This is a genomic window from Lactobacillus sp. B4026 (assembly GCF_026535825.1).
In the GTDB taxonomy this organism is placed as follows: Bacteria; Bacillota; Bacilli; order Lactobacillales; family Lactobacillaceae; genus Lactobacillus; species Lactobacillus panisapium.
In genome coordinates, this window is the sequence record NZ_JAFNPD010000003.1 from 4,437 (window position 1) to 17,136 (window position 12,700).

General features: G+C 38.0%; 11 protein-coding genes. All 11 read left to right on the forward strand.

Going from position 1 to position 12,700, the window contains the following annotated elements; genetic code table 11:
* The first annotated feature begins 105 nt into the window (after window positions 1-105).
* The 11 genes from J3U69_RS03335 to J3U69_RS03385 all read left to right on the forward strand — a co-directional run bounded on the left by J3U69_RS03335 (window position 106) and on the right by J3U69_RS03385 (window position 12,558).
* Window positions 106-1,026 (forward strand): electron transfer flavoprotein subunit alpha/FixB family protein, encoded by a 921-nt coding sequence (locus tag J3U69_RS03335; RefSeq protein WP_267413028.1) that lies wholly within the window; start codon window positions 106-108, stop codon window positions 1,024-1,026.
* A 9-nt stretch (window positions 1,027-1,035) separates the two neighbouring features.
* On the forward strand, window positions 1,036-2,553 hold the full coding sequence (locus J3U69_RS03340; protein ID WP_267413029.1) for a class I adenylate-forming enzyme family protein: 1,518 nt from the start codon (window positions 1,036-1,038) through the stop codon (window positions 2,551-2,553).
* A complete protein-coding gene (locus J3U69_RS03345; RefSeq protein WP_220220515.1) occupies window positions 2,554-3,003 on the forward strand; it encodes an acyl-CoA thioesterase in 450 nt (149 codons plus the stop codon).
* 305 nt (window positions 3,004-3,308) lie between these two features.
* A complete protein-coding gene (locus J3U69_RS03350) occupies window positions 3,309-4,502 on the forward strand; it encodes an MFS transporter (RefSeq protein ID WP_267413030.1) in 1,194 nt (397 codons plus the stop codon).
* Window positions 4,503-4,526: 24 nt separating this feature from the next.
* The gene (locus tag J3U69_RS03355; RefSeq protein WP_267413031.1) at window positions 4,527-6,296 is read left to right on the forward strand and encodes an FAD-dependent oxidoreductase; all 1,770 of its coding nucleotides are present in this window, start codon (window positions 4,527-4,529) and stop codon (window positions 6,294-6,296) included.
* Window positions 6,297-6,338: 42 nt separating this feature from the next.
* Window positions 6,339-7,253: a shikimate dehydrogenase gene (locus tag J3U69_RS03360; RefSeq protein WP_267413032.1), complete on the forward strand. Its 915-nt coding sequence runs from the start codon at window positions 6,339-6,341 to the stop codon at window positions 7,251-7,253.
* Window positions 7,254-7,267: 14 nt separating this feature from the next.
* A complete protein-coding gene (gene aroD / locus J3U69_RS03365; RefSeq protein ID WP_267413033.1) occupies window positions 7,268-8,023 on the forward strand; it encodes a type I 3-dehydroquinate dehydratase in 756 nt (251 codons plus the stop codon).
* Between the two features lie 220 nt (window positions 8,024-8,243).
* Entirely contained in the window at window positions 8,244-8,918 is a 675-nt protein-coding gene (gene deoC, locus J3U69_RS03370) for a deoxyribose-phosphate aldolase (RefSeq protein WP_267413034.1), read from the forward strand.
* Between the two features lie 11 nt (window positions 8,919-8,929).
* Entirely contained in the window at window positions 8,930-10,117 is a 1,188-nt protein-coding gene (locus tag J3U69_RS03375; protein ID WP_220220521.1) for a phosphopentomutase, read from the forward strand.
* Between the two features lie 10 nt (window positions 10,118-10,127).
* The gene (locus tag J3U69_RS03380) at window positions 10,128-11,075 is read left to right on the forward strand and encodes a sugar-binding transcriptional regulator (protein ID WP_220220522.1); all 948 of its coding nucleotides are present in this window, start codon (window positions 10,128-10,130) and stop codon (window positions 11,073-11,075) included.
* 184 nt (window positions 11,076-11,259) lie between these two features.
* Complete coding sequence (locus J3U69_RS03385; protein WP_267413035.1) at window positions 11,260-12,558, forward strand: pyrimidine-nucleoside phosphorylase; 1,299 nt, start codon at window positions 11,260-11,262, stop codon at window positions 12,556-12,558.
* Window positions 12,559-12,700: the final 142 nt, after the last annotated feature.

The window sequence follows — 12,700 nt, forward strand, 5'->3', positions numbered from 1 at the left end:
AGGATAAACGACCGCAAAAAGAAATTTTTGATTTAACTGAAGACCCCCAAGCTACACAGAAGTTAGTTGCTGCGTTGCGCCAAGACGGAATATTGAGGTAGAAAAATGACATCAATCTATTATATTCAAGTAGAAGATCGAAATAGTATGGATGGCAACCGCAGCAATACTTTAGCAGGTTTAAAGAATAATTTTGCTGGTGAAAAAGAAGTACTTGTCTTTTCAAATCATGCTACAGAAATTACAGAAAAGTACGCTCAATCCGGAGTTAAAACAACAATTTATCAAAATGATGCTTATACAATTGCTAACTTTGATGCTGTTTTAACAAAACTAAAACAGATATTCAGAAGCAAAACAGATTATTTACTAGTCTTTGATAATGATAGTTTGGGTAGTAGTCTAGGAAGCAGAATTGCTGCCTTACTTGATATAACTTTTGTTGCAGATGCCAAAAAAATTACTGATACACCGAACTTGACGGTTACGCAAGATATTGGTGCTACTAGTGCCAAGCGAGTTATTCCCCTAGCTAAACAAGCGGTGATTACGTTTTCGTGTAATGGCGTTGCAGCGAATGAGCCGGCTAAAGTTGATGTGATCAGTTGGTCGCTAAATGAGCAAACAAAGCAGCAGTATCGCCAAGCAAAAACTGCGGGCAATGGACTGGCTTTTGCTAAAGTAGTGTTAGCTGGTGGTAAGGGATTAGGTTCACAGCAGCAGTTTAAGCCGTTGATGAAGTTAGCCCAAAAATTGAATGCCAGTGTTGGCGCCACTAAAGCAGTAACTGATTTGGGTTGGCTTAGTCCGGAACGCATGATTGGTATTTCTAATTTGACGGTCAAGCCAGATGTCTACTATGCTTTTGGCATTTCCGGTGCTGTCCAGCACACTAGTGGAATGAATAAATCAAAGCAAGTAATTGCAGTCAATACTGATCCAGAAGCACCGATTTTTAAATTGGCTAATTATGGCATTGTTGGGGATGCAAACAAAGTCATTAGCCAACTGAATGATCTTTTGTAAGGCGAAAAAATGAATGTTAACGCTAAGATAGCAACCGTTAAGGAGCTATGGAACTGGCGTTTACGCCAGAGTCGACAAAAAGTATTTGTAATTGAAAATGATCAGCAATATAGCTACGGTGAGATAGCCAAGTTAGTTGCGGCTAAAATTAAGTTACTGAAAGCATGTCGAATTGGTCAAGGCGATTTGGTTGCACTGCAGTTTGAACTTGATGTTGAAAATGTTGCTACTATTCTTGCGTGCATTGAACTTGGCGCAGTGATAAATCCACTGAATCCGCATTTGGACATTACCGAAGTTGAAAACTTAGTGGAAAGGTTTCAACCTTGTGCAATTATTTCCCAAGCTTCGGTTCGTGGACGAGATACCATTAGCAACTTTAAACACTTAAAGCATTATCAAGTTGAAGTAAATGGTGATCTAAAAATTTTTACCAGAATAAAGCACGGTATTAGTCCTTTTACTAATAAAGCAGGGGCTAGCGCACCAGTGATTGTAATTAATACATCTGGAACCAGTGGCCTGTCAAAAGGCGTGGTCTTATCTAATCAAAATGTTTTGGCTGCAGAAATAGGCTATAATGCTGCTTTCGGTATTAATAAGCATGACATGATTTTATTAGTTTCGGGACTTTACCATGCCATTGGCTTTCACCACGGATTAATTTCAACAATGATGGCCGGAAGCACTATGGTTTTAATGAAACATTATCAAGTTGATGAAGTGGCTAAATTGTTACTGCGGCTGCCGATTACTTGTATTGATAGCTTGCCAACTATTATGTATGATTTGCTTTTCCACGTTGCAAATATCGGACAGCTAAGAATGTTAATTTGTGGCGGTGACAAGATCAAAACTAGTCTGTTAGTCCAAGCAAAAAAGCGCAATATTCCACTTTATAATTGTTATGGATTAACAGAAGCAGTTCCGTTTAGTTACACGCCAAGCAATTATTTTGCGGAACATCAGGCTATGACGACAGCGGTAACACCAATAACTGGCGTCAAGGTTCGAATCGTTAAGAAACAGCACGTTGTCGAACAAAAAGACGTTCAGGGAATAATTGAAGTTTGTGGGCCAGTAGTGTTTCAGGGCTATCTTAATAATCCTGAGAAAACGCGTGAAGCTTTTGATCATGGCTGGCTGATAACAGGTGATTTAGGTCATTATAATAGTGACGGTCTTTTTGAAATTGATGGTCGCAATAGCGATAAGATAATTCGTGGCGGTGAAAATATTTCTGCAGCGTTAGTTGAAGAAAAAATCAAAAGCTGTCAAAATATTAAGGAAGTAGCCGTTTTAGGCGTGCCTGATGACCGTCTAGGACAAAGAATTGGCGCAATTATTGTTTTAAATCATAGTCAGCTGGCGCTAAATAAAACTAAGCTGCTTGCTGAATTACGAGAACAGCAAGTTGATAAAAAGTTATGGCCAGAAAAAATTTTGATAGTCGATTCTTTACCTAAAACAGCCAACGGCAAAGTAAAAAAATATTTATTACGAAAACTGCTGGAAGGCAAGAAGTAAATGGAAGATAATTTTTTTAAACGACAAATGGCGGATTATTTTATTACGCCCAAAATGCTAAATCACATGAATATTACACATGGTGGCACACTACTGGATAATGCCGATTCGGCAATGGGGATGTTTGCTAACTCATACTGTCATACGAGAACACTTACTGGCCGAATTGATAAGTTTATTTTCCACAAAAAAAGTTATGTGGGTGATCATATTAGTTTTTGTGTTAGTTTGCTTAAAACAACTTCCAAAACGATGACTATCTATGCTGAGATTAATCGGCTGGCAATCGATGATTCAAGCACGGAGCTAATTGGAGAAGCTGTGTTTACTTATGTTGCAGTGGATGAGAAACTGAATCCGATTGCTGGCTCAATTGAGCAGTATCATCCACAGGATCAAGAAGAGCAAAAATATCTTGCAATGATTAAAAAAAGATTTGGTATTAAATAATAAAATAGCGAGGTTGAAGGTAGAGATACTTCTCCTCGCTATTTATTTTTTTAACTAAAGTATTAAGATAAACTATAAAAATATTGATTAAAGCGCATTCACGAGTGCAAAACTACGATATTTACTTGTTTAAAACAACTTTCACAAAAAGATAGCAGTATAAACTTTGCCATAAATCCCATTGTGGTAACGTTTTCTATTATAGTTATTAATAATAGCAAGCATGTTATAAACAATTATTCATAAAACATAAAATAGGTTATATTATTTGTGCTTATTAACGATTAATTTTGAAAGGTGAAGTTATGAAACAAGAAAAAAGTTACGCGGGAGTAGCAGCCTCTGTTTATTTACACTTTGCAGTTGTTGGTGCTGCAACGCTATTTATTAGCCAATATCGGCAAATTTTAGCTAGTTCGTGGCATGCCAGCGAGACTCAAGTATCATTGGTCATTGCTATGGTTGGATTGGGCAGAATTATTACGATTCTATTTGCTGGAGCAATTTCAGATAAAATTGGGCGCAAGAAAACTTTACTAATTGCATTACTGAGTGATGCGGTTTTCTTGCTCGGAGCAGCTTTTGCTAGCAACATTTGGGTTGCTGGCATTGCGGCAATGTTTTTTGGTGCTACCAACTCATTTGGTGATACGGCTGGTTATCCGGCTTTAGCAGATGCATTTCCTACAAAAACAGCAACAATGAATTCTTTTGTTAAAGCGGCAATGCAAGTAATGCAAATGCTGTTTCCATTTTGTGTCAAACTAATTAATAATCCGCGGATAACAGCTTGTATTTTAGTATTAATAATTTCACTTGATGTTGTTATTACGCTTAAGACGGCTTACGCACCACAGGCTGTCGAAAAAAAGGATGATACAGGTGAAACTGAGACTCATTTAGCAGATGCTCAACAGCCCAAATTGGCAGTTGACGGTTTAATGATTATTGCATTAGGCTTTACGCTTTGTTTTACGTTTTACATTTTTTCTTTATATGCACCATATTATGGTCAATACGTATTAAATCAGCCTGCCGCAAGTGCTAATCAATTAGTTTCTTGGTATTCAATTGCCTCCTTAATCTCAGTTTTTGTTACCTCAGCTTTAGTTACAAAAGTTAAACGGCTAAATCTGATTTTGGTTTACTCAATCATTACTGCTCTTGGATTACTGTTTATGATCATTAGTCCGTCATTAGTGGCAGGCGAAGTCGGTGCTCTAGCAGTTGGTTTCTTTACTGCTGGTGGTGTGTGGCAAGTTGGCTTATCAGTTCTGACATCATATTTCCCACAAAGCCACGGTAAGATTACCTCATACTATAGTTTTGCACCAGCCGTAGTTTACTTTGTTGCACCATTAGTTGCAGCATTTGTATTAAAGGCAAACGCTGCAAGTACTTTGATGGTGTTCTGGATTACTGCAATTATCACAATAATTTCTGTAGTATTAGCAGCAATTTTAATTGTTCGCAGTAAGAAATTTGCTATTAAAGGCTAATTAATAAAAAAGGTGAATTTATTTATGTCAGAAAAAATAATTAAAGCCCAGGCAATGGGACGTAATGGTCAAATTGATTTTGATATTGCTGTGGCCAATGATCGGATTGAAGATATCAAAGTAACTAAAAGTTCGGAAACGCCTGGTATTTTTAAACAAGTAGTTGGCAAACTCAAAGAAAACGTCATTAAAAATCAAAGTTTTTCTGTTGATGCCGTTTCTGGTGCATCAATCATGACCCAGGCAATGCTAGACTCTGGTAGTAAGGCACTTAAGGAAAACGGTATTGCCATTCAGTCTAAATTATCAAAACCAGAGCACCGCGATGTAACTTTAGATGTCGATGTTGCAGTTATTGGTTCAGGAATGGCAGGTTTAATGGCTGCTGCGCGCGCCCTGGCGCTCGGAAAAAATGTCCTTGTGCTTGAAAAGAACGGTTATATTGGCGGTGCAACCATTCTTAATGGGTCAAATGTCGTTGGCACCGGATCAAAAGTTTCTGCTAATTTATTTGGTGAAGAAGCACAAAAAGATTCTCCAGCATTACTTGTAAAAGACATCACTCGTGAAAGTCGTGGAACCAATTACACAGAACTATCGCAGCTTTTAGCTAATAATATTGGTAAAGCCGTTGACTTTATCACAGAGTTTGCCAATCTTACCTATCAAAAAGCTGAAACGCAAACAATTGAGCATTCAGTCGACCGCCAAATTGAGATGCCATCAGAAAGTTCCTATGAATTAGTTTCAAAAGTCGCAGAAGCTTTTACGAAAAAAGGTGGAAAAATTCTACTTGAAACTAGGGTTGAACAACTGAATAAAGACGATCAAGGTAAGCTAGTTTCACTGGTTGCTGAAGGCAAGCACGAAACAGTAAAAGTTAATTTCAAATCACTTGTAATGGCAGCTGGTGGCTGGGGTGCACGTGATTATCGCGAGCATAAAACTAAAATTCCATACTATGGGCCAATGACTTCAACTGGTGATTATTTTGACTTTGCTCAAAATATGAATTTAGTAGCACGCAATCTTGACTGGTATAAGGTTTACCCACACGGTCTAGAAGTAGAACCGGGGATTGCAAAATTGACGACATATTCAACTAAAGAAGCTACTGATATGGGGGCTATTTTTGTTAATACCGATGGTAAGCGAATTGTAAATGAATCGGCACCTTATACTCATTTTAGGGATGCAATCGCTGCTCAAAAAGATAAAATTGCCTTTGTTGTTATGGATCAGCGAACTTGGGACAGGTTTTACGAATTATTGCTGAAATATGGTTTTACGGCAGATGAAGTTCAGGGCTTTTTTGATCTTGACGGCAAAAAGAGTCCAATTTTAGTCAAAGGTGATTTACAAACAGTCGCGCAAAAAGCTGGTATTAACTACACTAATTTGCAGAAAACATTAACAGATTATGCTGATGAAGTTAAAGCCGGCAAGGATCATGAATTTAACCGTCCAGCTAAATTTATGCACGAATATGAAGGATCTACTTATTACGTGATTGAGCAAAAGCTCCGTTTTTGTACGACCTTAGGTGGCTATGAAACTAATAAGCAAATGCAGCTGCTTGATCAGGAGTTCAATCCTGTTGCTAATTTTTATGCTTCCGGTGAAATAGTTGGGGGAGCTAATGGTCATGATTCAATGCCAAGTATGATGAATTCATGGAGTTATGCATCTGGATTTGTAGCGGGCACAGAAGCAGCAGATAATGCGAATTACCAGCAAATTTTATCGGCACCAGCAGAAAAAGCAGATACTGTATCTGGTGCCTCAGCTAAATAGATATTAAATAAGGATTTATTTTTAAGAAAGAAGAGCTTTAAAATGGCTAATAAAATTACGGGAATTAATGGTCCAATTACTGGTTGGTTAGATGGACATACTTATCTAATTGGTTTAATGGCATATCCGATCCGGCACTCAATGTCGCCAACAATGCATAACAATGCTTTTGCTAAATTAGGTTTAAACTATACTTACCTTTGTTTTGAAATAGGTAATAATAAGTTGGAAAAGGCTGTTGATGCAATTAGGACATTAGATATGCGGGGCTCAAATGTTTCAATGCCTAATAAAAAAGAAGTTATTAAGTACCTGGATAAATTATCTCCTGCTTCGGAAATGTGTGATGCGGTAAATACAATTGTTAATGACAATGGCGTTTTAACGGGTTACACGACTGATGGGATTGGCTTTGTGCAGGCCCTTAAGGACGAAGGTATTTCAATTAAGGGTAAGGTTATGACCATGACCGGGGCCGGTGGTGCTGCTACACCAATTGCTGTTCAATCTGCACTTGATGGTGCCAAAGAAATTAGAATATTTAATATTAAGGATGATAAATGGGCACAAGCTGAAAAGAATGTAAGAACTATTCAAGAAAAAACAGATTGTAAAGTTTCGTTAACTGAGCTTTCAGACCAAGAAGCATTTAAAAATTCAATTGCTGAAAGTGATATTTACTGTGATGCTACCAGTATTGGTATGAAGCCACTAGAAGATAAAACTTTGGTTTCAGATCCATCATGGTTCCACAAGGATATGGTTGTCTTTGATACTGTTTATTCGCCAAGAACTACTAAGCTAATGAAGGTTGCACAAGAAGCTGGCGTTGAACATGTTTATGATGGAATCGGCATGATGATTGATCAGGGAGCCGCATCATTTAAGCTATGGACCGGAAAAGACATGCCAACCGATTATATTCGTGAGATTATGTTTTCTGACGACAATAAATAATTGAGGTTAAACCAATGGCAACAGTAAAAATTAGAAATATTGTTTTAGGTGAAGGTTTGCCCAAGATTGCGGTTCCTAACGTTGGCTCAAATGAAGACGAAATTATTAATTCAGCGACGGAAATCTTAGCAGCTCGGCCTGACTTAATGGAATGGCGCATTGACTACTATTCTGTTGGGATTAATGATTATGAACAATTAATTACTACGGCTAAGAAACTACGCAAAGCGGTTGGCGAGTTGCCAATTTTAGTTACTTTTCGTACTAAAAATGAGGGTGGCGTCTGTGATTTAACTGAAGATGATTACCTCAAGCTGATAGAAACAGTAATTACTAATCGCCTTGGAGATGCCGTGGATATTGAATTATTCCATGATGAAAAACGGGTTCAGAATCTGGTTAATCTTGCACATGATTACAATCTTGTCGCAATTATGAGCAATCATGATTTTGAAAAAGTTCCCGCTAAAGATGTTATTGAATTTCGGTTGAAAAAAATGGCAGAGCTTGGTGCCGATGTGCCCAAGCTTGCTTGTATGCCTCATAGTGCCAGTGACGTCTTAACTCTTTTGCAGGCGACAACTGAAACACATGCGGCAATTACTAATCCGTTAATTACAATGGCAATGGGTGACATTGGCAAGGTAACTAGGATTGCTGGGCAAGTTTTTGGTTCAAGTTTATCTTTTGGCGCGGTTGGACAAACTTCTGCACCAGGGCAGCTTTCAATTGAAGATTTGCGCAACGCGGAGAACTTTTTAAAGTTGTAATAATAAAAAATTTAATTAAATAAGAACCGTAAAATTATTTAGCTTAATTTTACGGTTTTTTATGTGCCCAAATATTGCTCAAAAGACTACATAGTCAGTTTTTTGGTAGTTATTACTAGGTCATTATCTTGATTTCGTGAACAAAATTTCAATAAATAACTTTACATTTGTAAAATAAGCTATATAATTAACTTGAAATTAGAGAAAGGGGTTTCAATTAATGGAAAAAATTAATCAAGCAGAATTAGCAAAGTATTTGGATCATACTCTTTTGAAACCAAATGCAAGTAAGAAGGATATTTTGCAAACTTGTGCTGAAGCCAAACAATATCAGACAGCGTCTGTCTGTGTCAATGCGTATTGGGCAGGATTGGTTCACCAGCAATTAACTGGCACTGGAATTAATACTTGTTGTGTTGTTGGCTTTCCCTTAGGAGCTACCAGTACGGCCACAAAGGTTTTCGAAGCCAAGCAAGCTATCAGTGATGGTGCAGATGAATTGGATATGGTTATCAATATCGGTGAATTGGTCAGCGGAAACGCTGAAGCTGTTCAAAAGGATATTGAACAAGTAGCCGATGCCGTTCATGCACAAAACAAGTTATTAAAAGTGATTATTGAGACATCATTTTTGACTAACGACCAGATTGTTCAAGCTTGTCAATTGGCTGAAAAAGCTCATGCAGATTTTGTTAAAACTTCAACCGGTTTTAGTTCTGCTGGTGCAAAAACAGTTGATGTAAAGTTGATGCGCCAAACTGTTGGTGATCGCTTAGGAGTAAAGGCTTCAGGCGGAATTCATAGCTATGAAGAAGCAATCAGCATGATTGAAGCGGGCGCTAATCGTTTAGGTGTCAGTGCTACCGTCAAAATACTCGAAGGTGCAAAGGATTAAAGGGAGGAAAAATGGCTTATAAAAGAATTTTTGGTATTGTTTTAGATTCGATTGGTACTGGTGAGGCCCAAGATGCCGCCAAGTTTGACGATGTAGGTTCGGATACTCTTGGTCATATTGGCGAGTACTTTAATGGTGATTTGAAATTACCTAATTTACAAAAATTGGGTTTGTCTAATCAACGTAAGACTGCCATTAAGGGTGTTCCTAAGGCTGATCAGCCAATCGGATACTATGGCAACATGCAGGAAGTTTCGGTTGGTAAAGATAGTATGGATGGTCACTGGGAAATGATGCAGTTACCAGTAAAGACTGAACTATCATTTTTCCCGCACGGCTTTCCTGCAGATTTATTAGATAAAATTGCTAAGTTTTCCGGACGAAAAATTATTGGTAATCGTCCAGAATCCGGTACTAAGATTATTGCTGAACTAGGTGAGCAGCAAATGAAAACCGGTGATTTGATTATTTATACTTCTGGTGATTCTGTTTTACAAATTGCTGCCCATGAGGATGTAATTCCGGTTGATGAATTATACCGTATCTGTGAATATGCCCGTAGTTTAGTAAATGGACCCGAATATACTGTTGGCCGCATTATTGCCCGTCCTTATGTTGGCCCAGATAAAGATCATTTTACTAGAACGGCAAACCGGCACGACTTTACTCTTAAACCAACTGGAAAAACAACTTTAAATTATTTGCAAGATAATGGCGTGACAACCATTGGAATTGGTAAAATCAATGATATCTTTAGTGGAGAAGGTATCGATCAAGGTTACCATAATGAGAGCAATATGGATGGCATGGATCACTTAGATCATGTCATGCAAAAAGATTTTACCGGATTTTGTTTTACAAATTTAGTTGATTTTGATGCAATGTACGGTCATCGGCGTAATATAAAAGGTGACGGTCAAGCCTTAATGGATTTTGATCATCGCCTTGGTCATGTTTTAGCTCAAATGCATGAAGATGATTTGTTAATTATCACTGCTGACCATGGTAATGATCCAAGCTATCGAGGTACTGATCATACTAGAGAATTAGTTCCCCTTTTAGTTTATTCACCAAGCATGAAGAATCCGGGTAGTTTAGGAACACGGTCAACGTTTAGTGATTTTGGTGCCACGGTTGCGGAAAACTTTAAGACTAACACTAATAATTGGGGGACAAGCTTTTTGAATCAACTCAAATAATAGGTGAAACATGACAAATAACGGTGAAACAAAGTTAAAGCAGGCACTAATAGTTGCTCAGTTATACTACGAAGAGAATCTTAGCCAAGCGGCAATTGCTAAAAAAATGAAGCTTTCCCGCCCGACAATCTCTCGGCTATTACAGTTAGCCAAGGAATCAGGTTTAGTTAAAATTGAAATAGAAAATCCTTTTATTAATTATTCGGATTTAACTAATGTTTTGGCACAACGTTACCACGCACAAATAAAAATCGTCCCGTCTCATTATGCGGGTCAACAAACTAGTCTTGATAGCGTCGGCGCTTATGCTGCAAGCTTTTTGACTAATTTAGTTAAGCCTAACGACATTATTGGAATTGGTTGGGGCAAGACGATTCATGCTGTGACGACTAACTTAACTGAGCAGACAATCCCTGGAGTAAAAACAGTGCAGCTTAAAGGTGGCTTTAGCTTTAATCACGAAAAGACTTATGCCTATGAGAGTATTAATGAATTGGCGCAAGCCTTTCAAACACGCGCACAGTATTTGCCACTGCCAACTATTTTTGATAGTAAAACGACCAAAGAATTAGTTGAACAGGATCGTTTTATTAAACAAATCCTTGATTTAGGACAAAAGGCTAATATTGCTTTATTTACCGTTGGTAGCACCAACAATAATTCATTGTTGTTTAACTTAGGCTACCTCACTAAAGCTCAGAAAAATGAAATCCAAGCAAAAGCTGTTGGCGATGTTGTTTCCCGTTTTATTGATAGTGATGGTCAAATTATTGATCAAGAGTTAAATGAACGAACGATTGGTATTGAAGTGCAAGCTTTGGGGCAAAAAGAAAGTTCGATTGTAGTAGCAAGCGGCTTGCGTAAAACTGCGGCTGTTCATGCCGTCTTAAAAGCTCGATATGCAAATATTGCAATCATTGATGCTACGCTAGCCCAAAGTCTAATCGATTATGAATAATTATTCTCTGATATAGCCAAAATGAAAAAACCTCTCAATGCACCTAGATTGCGATAAAGGCAAGCAAAGACTGGTAATAAAAATATTTTGGCTATAACATGGGTAACTTTTTTTGCCCAAATTGTAAGCGCTTCCCTAACTTTGTTATTAAATTTTGTAAAAAGAAAGTAAGGAGCAGATAGAAATGAGAATGGTCGATATTATTGACAAGAAACGTAATGGTCAAGAATTAACTTCACCGGAAATTCAGTTTTTCATTGATGGTGTCTGCAATCAGACGATTCCAGACTACCAAACGAGTGCATTATTGATGGCAACTTATTTTGAAGATATGACGGATCAAGAAAGAGCCACTTTGACTATGAAAATGATGGAATCTGGCGATCGGCTAGATTTATCACAAATTCCAGGAATTAAAGTGGATAAGCACTCAACGGGAGGTGTTGGTGATAAAATCAGTATCCCTTTGGCTGCTGTTGTTGCGGCTACGGGCATTCCGGTCCCAATGATTTCTGGCCGGGGATTAGGGCATACTGGTGGTACTTTGGATAAGTTGGAGGCGATCCCAGGGTACCAAGTTGAAATCAGTGAGCAAGATTTTATCAAACAAGTGGCTAAAGAAAAATTAGCTATTATTGGCGCAACTGGTGATATTGCACCTGCCGATAAAAAAATTTACGCTTTAAGGGATGTCACAGATACTGTAGACTCGATTCCGTTAATTGCTAGTTCTATTATGAGTAAAAAAATTGCTTCTGGTACTGATGCACTAGTAATTGATGTCAAAACGGGATCGGGGGCCTTTATGAAGACCTTAGATGATTCTGTTGCCTTAGCTAAAGCCTTAGTTGCAATTGGTAAAGGCGTTGGTTTAAAGTGTATGGCAGTTATTTCCGACATGAATCAGCCTTTAGGATATAAAGTTGGCAATTCACTTGAAATAGAGGAATCAATTGATGTCTTGAAGGGTAAGGGTCCCGAAGATGTTAAAGAATTGATGCTTACTTTGGGTAGCTATATGGTTGTTTTAGGCGGTAAAGCTGCAGATGCAAAAACGGCCCGGAAATTACTGGAAGAGGCAATTAGTTCAGGTAAAGCATTAGATCGTTTTCGTGCCATGATCAAAGCTCAAGGCGGTGATGAACGTGTTATTGACGACTATTCACTCATGCCGCAAGCTAAATATAAGATTGAGCTGCCTGCTAAACAAAGCGGAGTTGTAGAAGAAATTAAAGCTGATGAAGTTGGAATTGCCAGCATGATGCTTGGTGGTGGTCGGCAAAAAGCTGGCGACCAACTTGACTACAGCGTCGGTATCGAATTGAAGAAAAAAGTTGGCGATGAAGTTAAGGCAGGAGAAAGCTTGCTAACCATTTATAGTAACCGGCCTAATGTTGATGACATTAAGGATCTGCTGTATCAGAATATTGCGATTGCAGATCATGCAGATAAAAAGCCAATGATTTATCGAGTTATTGAGTAGTTACTGTTAAAATTGAGGTTTGTCGGTAATTTTTAGCAAAATCAAAGGTAAAAGTCATTTACTTAATAGATAAGTCTGAGCTTTGACCATAGCGAACCTTAAATACATGAAATAGTAGCGATAGTTACTAGGAGTAGCTGCG